General features: G+C 62.2%; 18 protein-coding genes. 13 read left to right on the top strand and 5 right to left on the bottom strand.

Annotated elements, in window-relative coordinates; all coding sequences use genetic code 11:
- Window positions 1–264: integrase core domain-containing protein (locus B9A19_RS20050; protein WP_139799020.1), on the top strand; the 264-nt coding region annotated here is incomplete at its 5' end.
- Between the two features lie 69 nt (window positions 265–333).
- Here the strand turns inward: B9A19_RS20050 and B9A19_RS20045 are convergent.
- Window positions 334–1194: an NAD(P)-dependent oxidoreductase gene (locus B9A19_RS20045; RefSeq protein ID WP_084092938.1), complete on the bottom strand. Its 861-nt coding sequence runs from the start codon at window positions 1192–1194 to the stop codon at window positions 334–336.
- A 206-nt stretch (window positions 1195–1400) separates the two neighbouring features.
- Here B9A19_RS20045 and B9A19_RS20040 point away from each other — a divergent pair, with 206 nt between their 5' ends.
- The 4 genes from B9A19_RS20040 (at window position 1401) to B9A19_RS20025 (ending at window position 3823) form a co-directional block, all read left to right on the top strand.
- A complete protein-coding gene (locus B9A19_RS20040) occupies window positions 1401–2300 on the top strand; it encodes a LysR family transcriptional regulator (protein ID WP_084092937.1) in 900 nt (299 codons plus the stop codon).
- Window positions 2301–2518: 218 nt separating this feature from the next.
- Window positions 2519–2839 (top strand): DMT family transporter, encoded by a 321-nt coding sequence (locus tag B9A19_RS20035; protein ID WP_084092936.1) that lies wholly within the window; start codon window positions 2519–2521, stop codon window positions 2837–2839.
- 49 nt (window positions 2840–2888) lie between these two features.
- Window positions 2889–3272 (top strand): DMT family transporter, encoded by a 384-nt coding sequence (locus tag B9A19_RS20030; protein WP_084092935.1) that lies wholly within the window; start codon window positions 2889–2891, stop codon window positions 3270–3272.
- Between the two features lie 137 nt (window positions 3273–3409).
- Window positions 3410–3823, top strand: coding sequence for a MarR family winged helix-turn-helix transcriptional regulator (locus tag B9A19_RS20025; protein WP_084092934.1), 414 nt, complete (start codon window positions 3410–3412; stop codon window positions 3821–3823).
- A 131-nt stretch (window positions 3824–3954) separates the two neighbouring features.
- Here the strand turns inward: B9A19_RS20025 and fusA are convergent, their stop codons facing one another.
- The 3 genes from fusA to B9A19_RS22345 form a co-directional block, all read right to left on the bottom strand.
- The gene (gene fusA, locus B9A19_RS20020) at window positions 3955–5982 is read right to left on the bottom strand and encodes an elongation factor G (RefSeq protein ID WP_084092933.1); all 2028 of its coding nucleotides are present in this window, start codon (window positions 5980–5982) and stop codon (window positions 3955–3957) included.
- Window positions 5983–6074: 92 nt separating this feature from the next.
- Window positions 6075–6212: a hypothetical protein gene (locus B9A19_RS22710; RefSeq protein ID WP_176217036.1), complete on the bottom strand. Its 138-nt coding sequence runs from the start codon at window positions 6210–6212 to the stop codon at window positions 6075–6077.
- 543 nt (window positions 6213–6755) lie between these two features.
- The gene (locus B9A19_RS22345; protein ID WP_139799019.1) at window positions 6756–7037 is read right to left on the bottom strand and encodes a hypothetical protein; all 282 of its coding nucleotides are present in this window, start codon (window positions 7035–7037) and stop codon (window positions 6756–6758) included.
- 76 nt (window positions 7038–7113) lie between these two features.
- Here B9A19_RS22345 and B9A19_RS22340 point away from each other — a divergent pair, with 76 nt between their 5' ends.
- Together B9A19_RS22340 and B9A19_RS20010 are read left to right on the top strand one after the other, a co-directional pair.
- A complete protein-coding gene (locus B9A19_RS22340) occupies window positions 7114–7551 on the top strand; it encodes a hypothetical protein (RefSeq protein ID WP_139799018.1) in 438 nt (145 codons plus the stop codon).
- A 123-nt stretch (window positions 7552–7674) separates the two neighbouring features.
- Window positions 7675–8160 carry a T6SS immunity protein Tdi1 domain-containing protein gene (locus B9A19_RS20010; RefSeq protein ID WP_084092931.1) on the top strand — a complete coding sequence of 162 codons (486 nt, stop codon included), beginning with the start codon at window positions 7675–7677 and terminating at the stop codon, window positions 8158–8160.
- 17 nt (window positions 8161–8177) lie between these two features.
- Here the strand turns inward: B9A19_RS20010 and rtcR are convergent, their stop codons facing one another.
- Complete coding sequence (gene rtcR, locus B9A19_RS20005; protein ID WP_084092930.1) at window positions 8178–9767, bottom strand: RNA repair transcriptional activator RtcR; 1590 nt, start codon at window positions 9765–9767, stop codon at window positions 8178–8180.
- A 202-nt stretch (window positions 9768–9969) separates the two neighbouring features.
- Between rtcR and B9A19_RS20000 the strand changes: the two genes are divergently transcribed.
- The 6 genes from B9A19_RS20000 (at window position 9970) to B9A19_RS19975 (ending at window position 18911) form a co-directional block, all read left to right on the top strand.
- Complete coding sequence (locus tag B9A19_RS20000) at window positions 9970–11520, top strand: vWA domain-containing protein (RefSeq protein ID WP_084092940.1); 1551 nt, start codon at window positions 9970–9972, stop codon at window positions 11518–11520.
- 2610 nt (window positions 11521–14130) lie between these two features.
- On the top strand, window positions 14131–14484 hold the full coding sequence (locus tag B9A19_RS19995; RefSeq protein WP_084092929.1) for a zinc-ribbon domain containing protein: 354 nt from the start codon (window positions 14131–14133) through the stop codon (window positions 14482–14484).
- Between the two features lie 19 nt (window positions 14485–14503).
- Window positions 14504–15718: an RtcB family protein gene (locus B9A19_RS19990; protein ID WP_084092928.1), complete on the top strand. Its 1215-nt coding sequence runs from the start codon at window positions 14504–14506 to the stop codon at window positions 15716–15718.
- A gap of 2 nt (window positions 15719–15720) precedes the next feature.
- A complete protein-coding gene (locus tag B9A19_RS19985) occupies window positions 15721–16572 on the top strand; it encodes a hypothetical protein (RefSeq protein ID WP_084092927.1) in 852 nt (283 codons plus the stop codon).
- A 45-nt stretch (window positions 16573–16617) separates the two neighbouring features.
- Window positions 16618–17469 (top strand): HEAT repeat domain-containing protein, encoded by an 852-nt coding sequence (locus B9A19_RS19980; RefSeq protein ID WP_084092926.1) that lies wholly within the window; start codon window positions 16618–16620, stop codon window positions 17467–17469.
- 14 nt (window positions 17470–17483) lie between these two features.
- On the top strand, window positions 17484–18911 hold the full coding sequence (locus B9A19_RS19975; RefSeq protein WP_084092925.1) for a hypothetical protein: 1428 nt from the start codon (window positions 17484–17486) through the stop codon (window positions 18909–18911).
- Window position 18912 lies beyond the last annotated feature (1 nt).

The following is an 18912-nucleotide window of genomic DNA, read 5'->3' as shown; positions in this document are numbered from 1 at the left end:
TGCTCGAGTTACTACCAGAAGCTGCATCGGCAGCATGGGGTGATCTGCTCGATGACGGATGGGTATGATTGCTACCAGAATGCGCTGGCAGAGCGAGTGAATGGCATTCTCAAGACGGAGTTGTTGTTGCAGCGGCCTGCGGACCTTGCGCAGGCCCGGCGGATGGTGGGTGAGTCGGTCGCGATTTATAACCATGAGCGGCCGCATCTGTCGTTGCAAATGCAAACGCCCGATGCGGTGCACCGGGCGTCGTTGGCAGGATAATGCGGGTTCAAACCAGCTGTTTTGGGTGTCAACCTAATTCAGGACGGGTCACAGATGCCACCCCTGCTGTCATGCCCTGTCGTAGAGCCGTATCAGGCTGGTGTAGTTGTCAGTCGCGTACCCTTGCTGCATGGCTTGCACCAGCACTGCATGGCAAGCGGCGACCAGCGGCAGCTGGCCCTTGCTGCTGGCCAGCACATAGCCCAGGTCTTTTTCCATCAGTCCGGTCGGGAACAGCGGGGCAAAGTTGCCGGCCAACATATTGGTCGATGCGGCCTTCATTGCCGGGCTGATGACCGGGGTCTGGGCAAGGATTTCACTGGCCCGGGCCACATCCAGCCCATGCCGCTGCAGCAGGCCGAACAATTCGGCCACGGCCGCAGCCTGCACGCCCAGCAAGGCGTTGACCGCCAGCTTCAATACCGCGCCGGCACCGACCGGGCCGGCGTGATGTACTGCACTGCCCATGGTGAGCAGCAGCGGGGTCAGCGCTGCAATATCGTCGGTAGCACCGCCAGCCAGAAAAATCAGCTGGCCGGCCTCGGCCTGCGGTCGCGAGCCGGCCACCGGCGCATCGACCCAGCCAGCACCACGTGCCTGCAGCTGCGCTGCCAACTGGCACACCCAAGCGGGTGTCAGCGTCGAGCACTCTACGGCCACGCAGCCTGGCTGCAGGCCGGACAATGCGCCGTTTTCGGCATCGGTCCAGACCTGTCGTGACACGTCGTCATCGCGCAGCATGGCAATTACCACCTCGGCGTCCTCTGCCGCTGCCCGTGGTGTCGGCGCCAGCCGCGCACCCTGCGCCACCAGCGGCGCCGCCTTGTTAGCATCGCGGTTCCAGACCGTCAGCGTGTGCCCGGCCTGCAGCAAACGGCTGGCCATGCGTGATCCCATTGCGCCCAGCCCCAGAAATGCGGCCCTGGTCATGACGCGCTCCCAGTCAGACCGGGGCGGGGGCTACTTGCACGCGGGCGGTGTGCAATCGCAGATGCGCGGGCAAGGAAGGATGGTGTGAAGAGGGGCATGGCTGGCTCCGTGTGTTTGCCCATTCGGGCAGGTGGAGTCAGCATATTCTTGTGCAATACGGCGATAAACCATTGTGTATGCAACTTGGTCATGCCGATAATGCATGAATGGACACCGATCTGCTGCGCATCTTTGCCGAGGTCGCTCACGCGGGCAGTTTTGCCGCCGTGGCGCGGCAACGCAATGTCGATCCCTCATCGATCTCGCGCCAGCTGGCCGAGCTGGAGCGTGCTGTCGGCGCACGGCTGTTGCAGCGAACCACACGCAGTCTGGCACTGACCGAGGCAGGCGATGCCTATCTGCGCCGCATCGAGCCACTGCTGGACGAGCTGGACCATGCGCGTGATCTGGCGCTGCAGGGGGCGGCGGCGCCATCGGGCACCTTGCGCCTGACGGCCTCGGTGGCCTTTGGCCAGCTGCGCATCGTGCCCCTGTTGGGCGAGTTTCGTCTAAGCTATCCGGGCGTGCAGCTCGATTGCCTGTTCACCGACGAAAATGTCGACCTGATTGCCCAGCGCGTTGATCTGGCCATCCGCAAGGCAGCGGCGGTTGAAGGTGATCTGGTGGCCACCAAGTTGGTCGATACTCGCTACCGCATCGTGGCCAGCCCGGATTACCTGGCCGCTGCAGCACCCATTGCGCAGCCGGATGATTTGCTGGCGCATCGCTGCCTGTTGTTTCCCTATCCCGGCTTCCGCTCGCAGTGGCGCTTTCGCGATGCGGCCGGTCACGAGGTCACCGTGCCGGTAACGGGCGACCTGATGTTGTCCACCGGGCTGGCGCTGCGCGATGCGGCGCTGGCCGGCCTCGGCCCGGCATTGTTGCCGGACTGGGTGGTGGACGAGCAGATTGCCGCCGGGCGCCTGTTGCCGCTGCTGGGGGAGTACCGTGTGACCGGTACCGAATTCGACACGGCCGCCTGGCTGGTTTACCCCAGCCGCCGCTATCTGCCGGCCAAGGTGCGCGTGATGATCGATTTTCTCAAGGCACACCTGAGCGGCGCTTGAGGGGGAGGCCCGTTCCCGCTACGCAGCCTACCGGGGCATCGCGGCCTGTGCGGAAGCGCTGCTTGTGGCCAGACCCTGCGACTACCCCGTCCTGAATTATTTATTGCATGCACATGCAAATATATTGACGCAGAAAAATATTGCGCAATAATATGCATGCGCATGCATATAAATGGGTGTGCGCTGCTGTCATCACCAACGTTCGAGGAGTGCGTGTCATGAACTGGATTTATCTGGGTATCGCTGTGCTGTTTGAAATCGCCGTTGCCATTTGCGCCGGCAATGCCAAGGGGTTTTCCCGTCCGGGCTGGACGGCTGCGACGCTGCTCAGCGGCGCCATTGCGACCTATTTTCTCAGCCTCGCCTTGCTGACGTTCGATGTGGGGGTCGGGTATGCGATCTGGACAGCCGTGGCGGGTGTTGGCGTCGCCGTGCTGGGGGCGTTGTGCTTCGGGCAGCGATTGTCCTGGGCCAAATCCATCGGCATCGCGCTGGTCATTGGTGGTGTGGCGGGGCTGCGGCTGAGTGGCGCGGCTTGAAGTGGGCGCTACAGGCAGACCATTCAATCAATTCGAGAGGGATTTAAAAATGACAACGACCAATCAGGCAAGCGGGCGCAACGGCCGGGCATGGGCAATGCTCATGCTGGCCGGGGCATTTGAAATTGGCTACGCACTCAGCGTGGCGGGCAGCAGGGCATTCAGCGTACTCAACTGGTCCATCGCTGCTGCGGTGTTCTTTCTGCTCACGCTGTATGCGCTGAGTGTGGCGCTCAAAACCATCGATGTCGGTATCGGCTATGCGGTCTGGGCGGGCATCGGTTCGGTCGGGGCCGCGCTATTTGGCAAGGTGCTGCTGAATCAACCGCTCACGCTGATCCAGCTGGGCTGGCTGGCCGTCATCATCAGCGGCGTGGTCTGGTTGAAACTGGCTGACAGCAGCGTCTTCCGGGCCCGCCGGCAGCCGGGGTGATAGCGGAGGCGCGTGGCCACCATTGACGGCGCGGAGCCAGCTTGTCTGGGTGAGGGCAAATCAAGCGCTGCCCGTATGTGTGCATGGACATACATATGGGAGAATGGGCCATCCACACGATGCGAGGAGTTGCCCCGGTGCAGGCAAGGAAAAGCGATGCATGGCAAAGCGTGATCCAGATTGTTGCCACGATCGAGGCCGAGCTGGCTGGCATGTTGCAGACCCGGCACGGGCTGGGGCTGTCGGAGTACCGCGCGCTGGAAGTCCTGGCGCAGTCGCCCGATACCGAGTTGCGCATGCAGGAGCTTGCCACCCACTTGCGGCTGAATCAAAGCTCGGTGTCACGCATGGTTGAGCGGCTGGTGCGCAGCGAGCTTGCGATCCGCGATATTTGCCCGGACGACAAGCGCGGCGTGTATACCGTGTTGACGGCCAAGGGCTTGGCCTGCCTGCAGGCCGCACAGCCCGATTACGAGCGCGTACTGGACGCGGCGCTCCGCACGCATGGGGGCGAGGCCTTGCTGGACAGGCCACCGCCCGCCGCACAGTAGCACCAGGCGTCTTCGGAGGGCTGGCGGGCGGGCTGCAGCAGGTGCAAAAAAAGGGGGCGGATCAATCCGCCCCCTGACTTTGTTGCTGGTTGGCGCGCCGGCCCACTGGGCTGGCGCACATTACCACTCATTCAGGCGGTAGCCAGTGCCGCTGCATGCTGCGGCGCCACCGCATAGTGGTCGAACTGCATGGTGAAGCTGGCGCGGCCGGTGGTCAGTGCACGCAGCTGGCCGATGTAGCCAAACATCTCGGCCAGCGGTACGTGCGCGTCGATCACCGACGCGTTGCCGCGCATCTCCTGCTGGCGTACCAAGCCACGCCGACGGTTGAGGTCGCCGATCACGTCGCCGACATGGTCGAGCGGCGTGATCACTTCCACGGCCATCAAGGGCTCCAGCAGCACCGGCCCGGCTTCGCGCAGCGCCTGCTTCAGCGCCACGCTGGCCGCCAGTTCGAACGCCTGTTGCGACGAATCACGTTCGTGATAACTGCCGTCCAGCAAGCTCACCTTGATGTCGACCGTCTGGTGTCCGGCCAGCACGCCCACCTTGGCCGCGTTGCGCACCCCTGCCTCGATGGCCGGAATGTACTCGCGCGGGATGGCGCCACCGCTGATGCGGCTTTCAAACGCAATGCCGGCGCCACGTTCCTGCGGCTCCACCAACAGCGTCAGCTCGGCATACTGGCCGGGGCCGCCGCTTTGCTTGCGGTGCAGATGCTGCACCTGCGCGCTGCGGGTGATGGTTTCGCGATAGGCCACCTGCGGGCGCCCCACACTCACTTCCACCTTGAAGCGCGAGCGCAGCTTTTCCAGCGTTACCTCGAGTTGCAGCTCGCCCATGCCGCTCAGTACCGTCTGGCCGGCATCGGCATCCTGCCGCAAGCGCAGGCTGGGGTCCTCGGCCAGCAGCGCCTGCAAACCGCGTGACAGATGTTGCTGGTCTGCCTGCGTTTTCGGCTCGATGGCCACGTCGATCACCGGCTCGGGCGCGTCGATGCGTTCCAGCACCAGCGCATGCGCCGGGTCGGTCAGCGTGTCACCGGTCACCGTTGCCTTCAGCCCCACCACGGCGACGATATCGCCGGCCACGGCCACATCGCGTTCGCGCTTGCGGTCGGCATGCATCTCGTACAGCCGCGAAATGCGCTCGCGCTTGCCGCTGGTGGCGTTCAGTACCGTATCACCCGGCTTGAGCTGGCCGCGATACAGCCGCACAAACGTCAGCGCGCCGTGGTCGTCCTGCACCACCTTGAACGCCAGCGCAGCCAATGGGCCGGTCGGGTCGACGGCAATATCGTGCTCGCTGGCCACCGCTACCTCGCCGGGTGCGGGCAGATAGGCTACGGCCGCATCCAGCATGGGTTCGACGCCCTTGTTCTTGAACGCAGCGCCCGCCACCACCGGCACGAATGCGCCGTTGATGGTGCCCTTGCGGATGGCAGCCTGCAGCGCGTCCACGGCAATCTCCTGCCCGTCCAGATAGGCGGCCAGCAGCGTGTCGTCCTGCTCGACCGCCGTTTCCAGCAGGCGGGTGCGCCATGATTGCGCATCGGCGACCAGTTCGGCCGGGATGTCGGCAGTGCTATATGGCGCGGCTTCGTTGCCCGCCGGCCACAGCAGCGCCCGCATCGCGATCAGGTCGATCACGCCGTGGAAGTCATGCTCGCTGCCGATCGGCAGTTGCAGCACCAGCGGGGTGACGCCCAGCCGGTCGGCAATCATGCCCACCACGCGCAGGAAGTCCGCACCGGTGCGGTCCAGCTTGTTGACGAAGGCAATGCGCGGCACGCGGTATTTGTCGGCCAGCCGCCAGTTGGTTTCGGTCTGCGGCTCCACGCCGGCCACGCCGTCGAACACCACCACTGCGCCATCCAGCACGCGCAGCGAACGGTTCACTTCGATGTTGAAATCGATGTGACCCGGGGTATCGATCAGGTTGATCTGCGTGCCCTGCCAGAACACCGTGGTGGCGGCGCTATTGATGGTGATGCCGCGCGCCTGTTCTTGCGGGTCGAAGTCCATTACCGCCGTGCCGTCGTGCACCTCGCCCAGCTTGTAGTTCTCGCCGGTGTAATAAAGGATGCGTTCGGACGTGGTGGTCTTGCCCGCGTCGACGTGGGCGATGATGCCGATATTGCGTAGTTTTCTGGTTTCCATTTCATTGTTCCAACAAAAAGCCCCGGAGGGCGCACCGTCCGGGGCTATGCCGGCAGGTGCTCATGGCCCTGCCCGGTGCAATGCCGGGCGGGCTAGGCGGTGTCTTGCGGTGCGGCTACGGCCGGCGCAACGCGCCATGCAGCAGCCGAAACCATGCCAAAGGACGAGCGCAAGGCCCCGTTCCCCTGGCCGGTCTGAATTGTTTCGATCTGCTTGTCGTAGGTCCGCATGGCGAACTCCTGAGCCTGTCATGTACTTGGTGACCGCTGTTGCGTGCGATCTGCATCAAGAAACCGGCTTAGCCGGGTTCACACCTGATGTGGCAGAAGAACGTCCGGCTCTCTTGCCTGATTCCACTCCCCCCGCCCTCGCCGCCGCGAGGGAGCCTCGCTCTTGCTCGTCAGTGGTGCTGGTCGGGTATTGATGTGTTGATGCTTGGGTACTGACTGACCTTGTTGAAAATGTTGAAAACAAAAAACCCCGGTATCGGTAACCGGGGTTTTGCAATCTGTAGCTACCCGGTTGCCTTGGCCACCGAGTAAACGGGTGACCTAGCCTGAAACAGCGATCATGGCGCGATCTGCGCCGCACACGCGCACGCCGACAACCGCTGTGGCAGCGGCAGACAGTGCGATGGTGGTGTTGCGGATTGCGAGCATGGCGTTTTCCAGTGAATACCCGACTACTCTAGTACGAAATTATGGTGAAAGCAAGGTGGTTTGATAGCGATTGTTGTATAACTGGGGGCAACCGATAGCTAATTCAAATATGCACTATGCTGCTGGACGGGCAGTTTGCCCCAGCAGCATGCCGTGCCACGAACCCGGATGAATCATGCTGAACTGGCGTTTGCGTGCAGCGCTGCTGCTGTTGCCGTCCTTGCTGCTGCTGTTGTGGCTGTGGCGCAGTTCACAGCCGCAACAGGCGGTGTTGTTGCTGCCTGCCTGGCAGGTATTGTCTTCTACTGCGCGCGGGCAGTTTGTCGTGCAAGTGGTTTTTGCATCGGCTTGTGCTGTCGCCATGGTGGTCAGGGCTGTGCCACGGCGTGCAGCCATGGTGCATCTGTGGGGCCTCTGCGTTGGCGGCGTGGTGGTCGGCATGTACGCTGCGGCAGCATGGTTCAGCCTGCTCATGTTGTTGCTGGCGGCCACAGCCTGGCGGCTGCAGCGCAAGCTTGCACACACCGACTCCTGGCCGGGTGACGAAGCGCTTATGCCGCCGCATCACTGGTATGACACGCCACTTAACTTTCTGATGGCTGGAGTATTTGCGCTGGCCGTCGTATGGCTGCATTACCACGCGGGGCCGCTGCCCTATTTTGCCGGCCTGAATTATTTGGCCAAGGCCAGCCCGAGCGAAATTGTCCTGCAGGCGTTGCTGTTGCTGGGCAGTGCCGTCTGCCTGAGTGTGTCCCAGCGACGGGTGAAGCGCTGGTCACTGCTGGCGTTCGTCGGTGCCATGCGCAGTATTGCGGCCTGGGTGTTCATCTTTGCCAGCCCCGCGCTGGGGCTCGTGCTAATGATGCAGGCAGCGGTTGCCAGGAGTTTGCTGCGGCAAGAGCAGCAGTGAGTGACGAAGCGCATTAATGCATTTGGCATATCTTGCAATTGATGACAATTTGATGGCAGCATTGCGCATGAATTGTGCTGCCGGCCCACCCAGGGGCAGCACCAAGACCATGCCCGGGATGCCATGCGCCGTACCCTGCTTGCCCTGTTTGCCTCCTTGTTCTCCACTGCCACGCCGGCAGCCGATGCGCTCTACCAGCTGATCAAACCGGCGCCGCTGGCGCGGCTGGGCTGTTGGGCGCGCCACTACCCGGCCTACCGCGAGGTGGTGGGCTATTCGGTGCTGGGGCATTTCTTTCTGCGCGATCCGGCCACGCATGAATACATCGTGCTGCACCCGTTCAAGAAAGCGGCCAAATCTTATGGCAGCTTCGACACCGTCGCCGCGTTCGAGCATGCCGTGCTCAAGGACCCCGGCTTTGTCGAATACGTATTCCGCCCCGAGCACGTGCAGGCGGTGCGCGGCCGGCTGGGGGCGCTGAAGGCGGATCAGGTCTACATTCCCGAGCCCTATCCGGTGCTCGGCGGCCGTGCCGGGCCGGAAAGCTACGGCAAGGGCAATGTGTGGGTGTTCATTGATCTGGTCGGGCAGGTGCAGGGACTTTGCTAGGCGCGCCCCATGCGCGCTCACTCGCGCGGCAGCGCACTCCATTCCAGCCCGAAGCGTGCCAGATACTTGCGCAGCCGGTCGGCATCGTTGACCGAGGCTTTTTCCTGCCGCGATACGTCGAACAACCGGCGCCCGGCGTCGGACAGTGATTTGGCCTGGCGGCAAACCTTGAGCACGTTTTGCAGCTGCAGGCGGTCGAACAGGTCGATGCGGGTGGCCTCGTCGCCCAGCAGTTCGTCCAGCTCGCTGTGCGTGTCATCGCGCCAGGCCAGTTTCAGCCGGCCGATTTCCTCATCCACGGTGGCAACGCCGATGCGGCCGGCGTCAGAGAGGGTGGCCATGCGCGTGACCGAGGCCGACAACTCGCGGAAATTGCCGCTCCAGTGCGCATCGGCCGAGGTGGCAAAGCGCAGATAGGCATGGCGGGCTTCGGCGTTGAAACGCACCTGCTCGCCGTTTTCGCGCGCAAAACGTGCCAGCTCGAATTCCAGATTGGGCTCCAGGTCTTCCGGCCGCTCGGCCAGCCCGGGCAGCTCGTAGGTCCACAGATTGATGCGCGCATACAAGTCCTCGCGGAACTTGCCCTGCTGCACCCATAACCGCAAATCGCGCACCGTGCCGGCAATCAGCTGGAAGTCGCTTTCCACTTCGCGGTCGCTGCCGAAGGGGAAGAAGCGTTTTTCCTCGATGGCCTTGAGCAGCATGGCCTGCTCGTCCAGCCCCAGCTCACCGATTTCATCCAGAAACAGCAGCCCGCCGTCAGCGCTGCGCAGCAGGCCGGCACGCTCGGTCTGCGCGCCGGTGAAGGCGCCCTTTACATGGCCGAACAGCGCCGACATCGCGCTGTCGCCGCGCAGGGTGGCGCAGTTGACTTCGACAAAGCGGCCGGCCAGCTGGTGGCGTGATTTCTTCATTTCATACACGCGCCGCGCCAGAAAGGATTTACCTGCGCCGGTTGGCCCGCACAGCAGCATCGGCGCCTTGGAGCGCACCGCCACGCGCTCGATCTGCTCGATCATGCGGTTGAAGCGTGCATTGCGCGTGGCAATGCCCGACTTGAGGAAGGACACCGTTTCATCGCGCTCGCGTGCAAAGCGCGTGGCGATCTTGTCGTAGCGCGACAGATCAAGATCGATCAGCGCGTAGTTGCCGGCTACGTCCCCCTCTTCCTTCTTGCGCGGTGGCGAGGTTTGCACCAGCCGCGCCGGCAGATAGCGCGCCTCCGCCAGCAGAAACCAGCAAATCTGCGCCACGTGTGTGCCGGTGGTGATGTGGATCAGGTAATCCTCGTGTTCGGTGTCGAAGGCATAGCCGTGCGCAAAGTCATGCAGCGCGGCGTAGACCTCCTCGAAATCCCAGGGGTCGCGCAGGGTGGTCGGCACGCTGACCACCTCGGTTTCCGGCGAAATGGTGGCGATATCGCGCCGCAAGGTCTCGAACAAGCTCTGGCTGCGCACATCATGCAGCAGCTCCAGCCGGTCGATGACCAAATCTTCCTGCTGGCACAAGCCCACGCTGGGCCGCCACCTGTCCCAGCGCTGCCGGCCCCGGCCAGTAAAATCGAGCACGGTACCGACAAAACCGATGGCGACGACTTTCTTGCGCATGCTTATCTCAAAGAATAAATGGCGATCTCATGTTAGCAGAATTTTTAATTTTTCTGATGCGATCGCACCGAGGTCAGAAAAGGTGTTTTGAAAATTAATCTTTAAGAATCAGCTATTTGTTCATTTGTTTGGCATGCTGTTTTCGGGCTGGCACGCCGGTTGCATTGAAGCTGGCATACAACGCAAACAGCGAGATGCAAAAATGGCTAACCAACAAGTGTTCAATACCTTGCTCGCCAAATTGCCGGTGCCCGATACGGTAAACCGGTCACAAGCCCCGTCCTATGCCTACCAGCCCAAGCACAAGCTGGCGCAACTGGCAGTCACCGGTTGCATGAATCAAACCTACTACGCCGATGCGCAAGCGCAATTGAGCGACGTGCTGACCATGTGCCAGGGGCTGGATACCGCCTTCATCGCCAAAACCGCCATTTATGCCCGCCGTTGCGGCCATATGAAGGATATGCCGGCTTTGTTGACCGCCGTGCTGGCCGCACGCGGCGCCGATGAATTGCCGCAGGCGTTTGCCCAGGTGATCGACGGCGGCAAGATGCTGCGCAACTTCGTGCAGATCATGCGTAGCGGCGCCGCCGGGCGCAAGTCGCTGGGTACCCGCTCGAAAAAGCTGGTGCAGGCATGGCTGAACAAGGCCAGCGAGCTGCAATTGCTGCAGGCCTCGGTAGGGAATGCGCCGTCGCTGGCCGATGTGGTGAAGATGGTGCATCCGAAGCCGGCCGAGCCGTGGCGCGAGGCGTTCTTTGCCTGGTTGATCGGCAAGCCGTTCGACATGGCCCAGCTGCCGCCGTTGACGCGTGAATTGCTGGCCTTCCGTGCCGGTGGTGCAGTGACCTTTCCGGATGTGCCGTTCCAGTTGCTCAGCAATGAGAAGCTGACCGCGCAAGACTGGGCAACGCTGGCCGAGCGCATGGGGTGGCAGGCATTGCGGATGAACTTGAACACGCTGGCGCGCAATGGAGCGTTTGCGCTGCCGGGGGTGGCTGATCGGGTTGCGGCCCGGCTGGCAGACCCGCAGGCTATCGCCAAGGCGCGTGTGTATCCGTATCAGTTGCTGGCAGCCTATCGCTCGGCCGACCAGACGGTGCCCGAGCAAGTGCGTGAAGCCTTGCAGGATGCGATGGAAATCGCGCTGGCCAATGTGCCCACGCTGGAAGGTCAGGTGGTGGTATGTCCGGACGTGTCCGGTTCGATGCAGTCGCCGGTAACCGGTTATCGCCAGGGGGCAACCACCACGGTGCGTTGCATCGACGTGGCGGCGCTGGTGGGGGCGGCCATGTTGCGCAACCATCCGACTGCACGGGTCATGCCGTTCGAGACCAAGGTGGTGAATGTGCGCTTGAATCCACGCGATAGCGTGATGACCAACGCGAAGCGGCTGGCGGCGGTGGGTGGTGGCGGAACGAACTGTTCGGCGCCGCTGGCCAAGCTGGTGGAAGAAAATGCGCAGGTGGATACGGTGATCATCGTGTCCGACAACGAGTCATGGATAGACGCTCGGCGTCATGGTGCAACGGAAACGATGCGGCAGTGGGACAAGCTCAAGCAGCGCAACCCGAATGCGCGTTTGATCTGCATCGATATCCAGCCATATGGCACCAGCCAGGCGCAGTCACGGCGCGACATCCTGAATGTCGGCGGTTTTGGTGATGCAGTATTTGATGTGATGGCCCAGTTTGCCGCCGGCGATTTTGCCGACGATCACTGGGTAGCCATGATCGAAGCCATCGGCGTTTAGCGCCGCAAGCAGCGCCCCGCCGGCAGCAGAGCGCTTGCTAGCCAACACGATGCACTGGGGCTTTGCTGGCGGTGCTTGGTGGTGATTTATTGATGACTTGGCGCCCGCTGGAGGGTGGGCGCCAGCAGTATCCGGCAAGACCTGGCCGGCCAAAGCAAGATCTGCCCGCTGGGCAGGGGCCGACTTTGGCAGGACGGGCCGTGACGGTGGCACGCATGCCTGCGGGTGTACATTTTGGGAATCAGTCGGTTCGAAGCCGACCCGCGCGCAAGCGTGAGACCACTCGCAGTACTTGTCGTGCCAAGGTGATGAATGCAGATGAAACTACAAGAGTGCGGCCGGGCAGGTTCGAATCCTGCAAACCGGTGGCGCCCGGGCAAGGCTCTGTGGAGGGTTGCCCATCGGGTGTGCCGGTTGGACTCAGAGGGGGAGTACTGTACTGAGGCGTTTCATCGCCGCTTGTTATCACCGTGTTGAACCCGGCAGCCTGGTGCGGCCGGTGCAGTATTCGGCGAATGCCGATGGAACTACATGGAGGGTTGCATCCTCGGATTTACGGGTTCGAATCCCGTCGGTGCCGTGCAGTCTGGCGGCCCGTGGCGGAATTGGTAAACGCACAGCTTTTGTTCCATCAACGCTTTGTCGCCGATCTTTTTCTGTGGCACGCACCTTGGGTGCGGGCTGCGTGCAGTGTTCGTGACGAATGCTGGCGGAATTACATAAGGCGGAGGTCGCAGGTTCAATTCCTGCCACCTTGGGCAAGGCCCGGGGTGTAGCTCAGTGGTAGAGCGTTGCTTGTCGCAAGACCTGATTTCGCCGCTCTTGTCGTCACCTGTTTGATCCGGTTGCCCTGGGGTAGTCGGTGCAGTATTCGGCGAATGCCGATGGAACTACATGGGGAGCCGCGTCCTCGGATTTACGGGTTCGAATCCCGTCGGCGTCACGCATTGCGTGGGCCGTGGCGGAATTGGTAAACGCACGGCTTTTGTTTCATCACGTTTTGTCGCCGTTCTTTTTGGCAGCGCGCACGCTGGTGCGGGTTGCGCGCAGTGTTCGTGACGAATGCTGGTGGAATTACATCATACGCGGGTTCGAATCCCGCCGGTGCCGGCTTGCCGGTGCTGTCGCTCAGGGGTAGAGCAATGCGTGCCGCAAGGCATGATTTCATCGTTGTTGTCGTCACCCGGTTTGATCCGGTTGCCCTTGGGGCAGCCGGCAGGTTTTGCAGCGAATGCCGACGGAACTACACCCTGTCACGGTCGCGATGCGGGTTCGAATCCCGCCGGTCTTGCTTCGGCAGGGCCGTGGTGCAACTGGTAGCACACGAAAAAACGTTTCGTCATTTTTGTCGCTGCGCCCGATTTCCGGCTGCCTGGTGCAGTCGGTGCAGTATTCGGCGAATGCCGGTGAAACTACATCCTTCTAAGATCGAGGACGCGGGTTCGAATCCCGCCGGTGCCGACACGGTGGCGCCGTAGCTCAGTGGCCAGAGCGCGTGCTTCACCACCTTTTGTCGCCGATCCTCTTCGGGGCTGCTGACAAACCCCGGCGCCATACTGTTGGCGGCGCGTGCCCTAGTGCGCGTGTCCGGCAGGGTTTTGTCAGTGGTTCTGCCACCACTGGTGGTGGCGTGCCGTGTTCATGGCGAATGCAGGTGGAAATACATAGTGAAGTGGTCGCGGGTTCGAGTCCCGTCGGCTCCGCATCGATGGGGCCGTAGCTCAGTGGTAGAGCGCTTTTCAATTTTCACCGCTCTTTGTCGCCATCCTGTTGCAAGTCGTCGCCATTCAGCGCCGGCGGTAGTAATGGGCAAGCTGCGAGATGCCGGGTGTTTGCCGGCTGGTGCGGTTTGCCATGTTGTTTGCGTCGTCGGGCAAATGCCGGCGGGAGTACATCACCTATTGGCTGCGGGTCTGATAAACCCGGCCGGCACTGCCGGTAGGCCGCTCTCGCTACTCTTGTTGCCCGGCGACGCATCTTGTTCATGCCGCATGCGCATTGCTTGCGGGGTGAACGCCCTTGGGTGTGAGCGCGAAAAGGCGAGCGGCCGGAAAATTCGGAGCCGGTGAAGGGTAAAACCGAGGGCCTAAGTGGTGGCCGGTATGTTTGGGGGCGTAGTCATGAGGTCTGCGTAAGGTTTCATGATGGGGCGCGTTTTAAAGGTCCGCCACGCGTCGGGGTAATGCCTGACGTCGGTCTATTGCGGGTTCGAGTCCCGCCGCATCCACCATTTTTTCAGGCGAATGCCGTCGGAACTACAGGTAGAGCACCCGCACATGTGCGGGGTGTCCCGGGTTCAAATCCCGGCCGGGGCGACTCGGTAGCTCAGCATCGTTCCGGCCTTGTTGTCGCCTGTCTTCTGTTATTGGGGTGCTCTGCTTATCTATATGGATAAATCAAGATTTTTTCATATCGGAATTGTCGGAATTTTTTATGGCGTTATATGACTGTTGTTAGCGATATTTGTTAATTGAAACAACGATATATGTGTTTTGTTTGGCGCCATTTTCGTGACTGGCACGCTATTCGCATTAACAGTCTCAGCCCTGGCGGGTACAAGGCAGCAAGCAAGACCCGCCAAGGCGGCAACAGACCAGTTAAGGACATACCATGTTGAGCGGGAAGCAAAAGCGCGCAGCCATCATGGCCAGGCGCAAGGAAAAGCGGGAAGGGTTTCAAAGCGTGATTGCAACGGTGCAACCACGCGCTGTCAGACCGGCAGGCAGGGCCCCGGTCGATGTGTGGGCACTGGCACCGAGTGGCTCGGTTGGCGAACCCGAGTTCGTTCGTCGTGGTTACTACGAAGATATCGCCTTCACCTGCCGCGATTGTGGCGCCCGGCAGGTATGGACAGCCGAACAGCAGCAGTGGTGGTACGAAACCGCCAAGGGCTATGTGTATTCCACCGCGGTGCGGTGCCTCGGTTGCAGACAGCAACGCCGGCGCGCACTAGGTGGGCAATAATTGAAAAGTGAGAAGAAAAATGGGTAAGCAACAAATTCTGGAAGTCGCCAACGGCAAGCCGATCAAGCTGTGGACCGAAGGCGTGGTGGTGGATGACGGTGCGCGTGAGCAATTGATGAATACCGCCAAGATGCCCTTCATCTACAAGCATCTGGCGGTGATGCCGGATGTGCATCTGGGTAAGGGGTCGACCATCGGGAGCGTGATTCCCACCCAGGGCGCCATCATTCCGGCTGCGGTCGGGGTGGATATCGGTTGCGGGATGATGGCCGCGCGTACCACGCTGACTGCATCAGACCTGCCGGATAGCCTGGCCGGGCTGCGTTCCGCGATCGAGGCAGCTGTGCCGCACGGTAAAACTTTCGGTCGGCGCGATAACGGCGCCTGGGAGGCGCCGCCTGAAGCTGTAGATGCCATGTGGGCCACGCTGGCCGGAGGCTTCAAGGACATCACCGATAAATACCCCAAGCTGAAGAACACCAACAACCATAAGCACTTGGGAACACTAGGAACCGGTAACCACTTCATCGAAGTGTGTCTGGATGAGGAAAACCGCGTGTGGTTCATGCTGCACTCGGGGTCGCGCGGGGTAGGTAATGCGATTGGTAACCTGTTCATCGAGCTGGCCCAGGCCGATATGCGCCAGCACATCGCCAACCTGCCGGATCGCGATCTGGCCTACTTCACCGAGGGAAGCCAGCACTTCGACGATTACGTGCAGGCGGTCGGTTGGGCACAGGATTACGCCCGCCGTAACCGCGCCGCGATGATGCAGAACGTGATTGCCGCCGCGCGCAAGGTCATCACCAAGCCGTTCGCGGCCGATGTGGAAGCAGTGAACTGCCACCACAACTACGTGCAGAAAGAAACGCACTTCGGTGCCGAGGTATTGGTAACGCGCAAGGGCGCGGTATCGGCGCAGAAAGGCCAGCTGGGGATCATTCCGGGCTCGATGGGCGCCAAGAGCTTCATCGTGCGCGGGTTGGGTAACGAGGAATCGTTCTGCTCCTGCAGCCACGGCGCAGGGCGGACCATGAGCCGGACCCAGGCCAAGAAGCGCTTTACCGTGGACGACCAGATCCGCGCCACCGCACACGTTGAATGCCGCAAGGACGCCGATGTGATTGATGAAATCCCGATGGCATACAAGGACATCGACGCCGTGATGGCTGCGCAGTCCGAGCTGGTGGAAGTGGTGCATACCTTGCGCCAAGTGGTGTGTGTGAAGGGGTAAACATGGCGCGAGCCAAAACGGCTACCTCTGCACCGCACTGCCGCTTGAGCATCGTGCAGGCCCGGCGGGCGCCCGTTGCCGTCTTGTTGCGGCGCGGGCCCACCCGCTGGGTGCAGCTCATCCGTTGGGATACCGCCAACGATACGTTCGAGTTGGGCCAATGGCTGCATGGCCGGGTGTATGAATGGGGCTGCGATCTGTCGGACAACGGCGAACTGATGACCTATGTGGCGCGCAAGGGTGGCCAGCGCACCTTGCAAGCACTGGGCGAGGACACCTGGACGGCAATCTGCCGTCCACCCTATCTGACCGCGCTGGCCCTGTGGCCGCATAACGGCTTGGGCGGCGGTGGCTGCTTTCTGCGCGGAGGTCGCTTCTGGCTCAACCTGCCGGAGCAGCAGCGTCGACCTATGCAACGCGCGAAGGGCTTCAATATGCAGATCGTTGGTAGCGAGCAGTTGGGCGACAAGGACAGGAAGGACGAACCGCAATGGCGACGGGTAAGCGATGAAGGTGTGCAGCCCGCCGTCTGGCGCAGGCTTGCCGCAGAGGGTGCACTGGCGCTGGAAGGAACATGGCAGCCAATCAAACGGCCATTCGCAGCGGAACGCCACTTGCAACATTGCACGCTGGAGAACAGCCACGGCAAGCACGAGATCGCACCTGCCGAGTTTGTCGATTTTGATCGGCATGGGCGCGTGATTACCGGGCGCGGCGGCGAGCTGTGGGTATGCGATCAGCCAGCGGCAGCACAGTTGGATTGGCGGTTGCTGGCGGATTTTTCCGGCTTGAAGCCGGGACCGAAAGCGGCACCGGAATGGGCGACGCAATGGCCGTACCAAGTAGCCCGGTAACGTAAACGCACTGGGTCGGGCAAAACGAAGGAACATTGCACCAGCATGGATAACTACCTCGCATTCAAGAAACTGGGCGAAAAGAGTCTGATCGGAATCGCACTGCAGGAGTGGGATAGCGAGCGTAGCTGGGATGCGATTCACGAATTGCGTGGTCGCCCATCGCTGGCCATGCAGGCGCGGGTCGAGTGCTTGTTTGTCGCCCGCAACTGGCGCAAGCGGGCGCTGGCATTGGATATCGCTTGCCAGCTGGGGGCGATGGCTGGGCAGGGCAAAGCAAGCTATGCCATGGAATGGAGCCACGCGCTGCTGTTGCGCGGTCTGAATGATCGGCATTGCATGGTGGTGTATGCGGCGATCTTTGGGTTTGGTCATCGCCCTTGCGCGCAGGCATTGCCGGGCATATTGGCGCTGGCTAGCCACGCGAGTGCCGAGTTGCGTTATGCGGTCGCCTTTGCTTTGGGCAGCTATTTCGAGCCGGAATCGACTGCCACACTGGTGGCGCTCTGCGGCGATGTGGATGACGACGTCCGCAACTGGGCGACCTTTGCTCTGGGAGCGTTGCATGAAGCCGATACCCCGGAGATTCGGGCCTGCTTGTGGCGAGGCGTGGATGATCTACACCCGGAAGTTCGCATGGAGGCGCTGAGCGGTTTGGCCAAGCGCAAGGATGAAGCGGTGCTGGGCAAGCTCATCGCTGCGCTGGGGGATGAGGGTTGTACGACCGGGATACTTGATGCTGCTGAGCAGCTGGCGGACGCGAGGTTGCTGCCGGCATTGCATGGCATCTGTGAACGGATAGAGGGTGACCCCGAGATTGATGAATACTGGAGACGCTGCCTGCAACATGCAGTCGATGCGTGCAGCAGCGTGTCCCAAAGCGGGCAAACAGCCTGAAGGCTGGAGGCAATATGCGTGAATGGCTGAAGAATTTGCTGCTGGGCGAGCCCGCCCGGTACATGGTGGCGCCGGTGCCTGCGCCGGCCATGGCGGTGAGCGAGGAGCGCTCGCTGGCACAGGTGGTGGCAGATACGGCTGCCGTGTTGCGGGTTTGCTCGCATCGCTTGAATGAGTTTGCTGCATCCAGCGACGGCTACGAGCGCGAAGCCGTGTTGCTCTATCTGGCCGACAAACCCGGCCCGCGCAGTCTGGCGCTGATTGTGGCGCGGTTGAATGACTGGGTGCCGCAGGTACGGGCGCAGGCCTTGCTGCAGTACCGGCGCTATCTGGACGAGGCGCGAGTGGACGATGTGCTGGCCTGTCTGGGCGATATCTGCGAGCTGCCGCATAAGCAGCGTGCAGATCATGCCGAGCTGGTGGCGCAGACTTTTGATCTGCTGTTGCAGTCACGCCATGCCCCGGCATTGCGCCAGCGGCTGACGACCATGCGCGGCCAGCCGGCGCGGCATGCGTTGCAGGTTCTGCTGCAACGCGGCGACGTAGGTGAGGTGGTGCGCGAGGGCATGCGCCATGCCGATCCGTCGGTGCGCCAGCAGGCGTTGACGGTGGGCGTGACCCTGGCGCCGCCGACTGGCTGGCATATGTTGATGGCCGGGCTGACCGACCGGGCATCGGCGGTGCGCAGCCAGGCGGTACGGCTGCTGATGGCCACGCCGCTCAGCGACAACGACAAGCTGATGCTGTGCCGGCGCATGTTGCTCGACCCCAGCCTGGGGCCGCGCGAAACCGCCTGCTGGCAGGCTGCGCGGCTGGGCGAGAACCTGCCGCAGTTTTACCGCACCGCCTTGCTGCGCCCGGATCTGAACGCCAACGAGCTGGCCGCTGCGCTGTGGGAGGCCGTCACGCACAAGCTGCCCGAGGTGGCGCCGCTGGCGGCGCGTTGCCTGGCGCATCAAAGCGGTGCGGTGCGCATCGCCGCGCTGCGCGCCATGCTGCAATGGGCGCCCGAGCGGCGCGAGGCACTGCTGGAGCAAGTGTGGCAGCACGGCAGCCCCAAGCTGCAGCGCTTTGTGCTCAAGCTGATCGGCAATGGTCTGGCGCTGGAGGGCGATGCGGTCTACCGCGCCGCGCACGCCGCGTGGCAGCGCAACGACCACTGGCTGGCCACGGTACTGACTGACCGGCTGAGTGAATGGGCGCAACTGGCGCTATGGCTGGATCTGGCACGCCAGCCCGCATTGCAGGATGTGGTGCGTGTGCAATTGCATGCGCTGGATCAACCCTACAACACGCTGGCGTATGCGCGCCCCTATCGGGCCGAGGCGGAACGCCTGCACACCTTGCTGGCCGATACGGCCAGCCGTGATCTGATCGCCACGCTGCCCAATCTGCACGCAGCGTTGCAACAAGCCGGCCAATGGCCGGCAACAAAGGAATGAG

Source organism: Andreprevotia lacus DSM 23236 (assembly GCF_900176275.1).
Classification (GTDB): domain Bacteria; phylum Pseudomonadota; class Gammaproteobacteria; order Burkholderiales; family Chitinibacteraceae; genus Andreprevotia; species Andreprevotia lacus.
Note: the sequence above shows the minus strand (reverse complement) of the source record. Positions and strands in the feature narration are given on the sequence as shown.